Here is a 1,289-nt window from a genome sequence, read left to right as displayed (position 1 = left end):
TTCGAGGTCGAGAGCGACGTGATGGAGCTGTTGGCCGACGACAGACCGGTCGACGTCGAGGTCGAGAGCGACGTGATGGAGCTGTTGGCCGTCGACAGACCGGTCGAAGTCGAGGTCGACAGCGACGTGATCGAGCTGTTAGCCGTGGACAGGCCAGTCGAGGTCGAAGTCGAAAGCGACGTGATCGAACTGTTAGCCGTGGACAGGCCGGTCGAGGTCGACGTGGACAACGACGTGATCGAGCTGTTGGCCGTGGACAGACCTGTCGAAGTCGAGGTCGAGAGCGACGTGATCGAGCTGTTGGCCGTCGAAAGACCCGTCGAGGTCGAAGTCGACAGCGACGTGATGGAGCTGTTAGCCGACGACAGGCCCGTCGACGTGGAGGTCGACAACGACGTGATCGAGCTGTTGGCCGTGGACAGACCCGTCGAAGTCGAAGTCGACAGCGAGGTGATCGAGCTGTTAGCGGTGGACAGACCCGTCGAAGTCGACGTGGACAGCGACGAAATGGCGCTGGTCGCAGTACCGACTTGTTGAGCGACCGAATACAGCTGGCTGCCGTTGATCGCGTCGGTACTGGTCGAAGTCACTTGGCCTGCGGCAACGTTAGTGACTTGTCGTTCCTTGCCGGCATCACCCACGCTGGCGACGCCGACCGGATTGGCGCCAGCGAATCCGCTAAACGTCACGCCGCCGACGGTTGCGCTGCTCGTGGGGGTTGCCGCGGTGGTCTTCGAGTTGGCGCCGAGCGCGACGGAGTTGTCCGTGCTGGCGGTAGCGCCGAGGCCGATGGCGACGGAGTTGATCGTGCTGGCGACGGCGCTCGAGCCAATGGCGATAGCGTCGGCGCCCGTTGCGGTGCTGTCGGGGCCGGTCGAGTTCGCGTGGAAGTACTTGATGCCCTGGCTGTTGATGTTGTTGATCGCCGAGCCCACGCTGTTGGCGGTCGACGTCGTGCCATTCGCGTTGTACGTGGTGTACGACGGGGCCGAGACCTTGCCCGTCGTCGGATCGTATGTCGAACCGCCGCCAAGTGCCGAGGCGGTGCTATTACCGAGGTTGTCCGTCTTCGTCGAGACCGAGCTCAGGCCGGTGGACAGCGAGTTGATGCCAGTCGAGGTCGACGTGGACAGCGACGTGATCGAGCTATTGGCCGACGACAGGCCCGTCGAAGTCGACGTGGACAGCGAGGTGACGGAGCTGTTGGTCGAACTCAGGCCGGTGGAGAGCGAACCGATGGAGCTCGTAGCCGACGACAAACCGGTCGAGGTCGAAGTCGAGAGCGACGT

At 63.2% G+C, this 1,289-nt stretch carries 1 protein-coding gene and 2 pseudogenes; 2 read left to right on the top strand and 1 reads right to left on the bottom strand.

Going from position 1 to position 1,289, the window contains the following annotated elements; genetic code table 11:
- The coding region (locus tag WT53_RS34335; protein ID WP_306453932.1) for a hypothetical protein at positions 1–537 on the top strand (537 nt) is incomplete at its 5' end.
- 5 nt (positions 538–542) lie between these two features.
- Here WT53_RS34335 and WT53_RS34425 read toward each other — a convergent pair.
- Positions 543–590 (bottom strand): annotated as a pseudogene (locus WT53_RS34425) (hypothetical protein); the annotation flags it as partial.
- 70 nt (positions 591–660) lie between these two features.
- Here WT53_RS34425 and WT53_RS34420 point away from each other — a divergent pair.
- Positions 661–1,289 (top strand): annotated as a pseudogene (locus WT53_RS34420) (hypothetical protein); the annotation flags it as partial.

Source organism: Burkholderia sp. MSMB2157WGS (assembly GCF_001532755.1).
In the GTDB taxonomy this organism is placed as follows: domain Bacteria; phylum Pseudomonadota; class Gammaproteobacteria; order Burkholderiales; family Burkholderiaceae; genus Burkholderia.
This window is presented reverse-complemented; position numbering and strand designations above follow the sequence as displayed.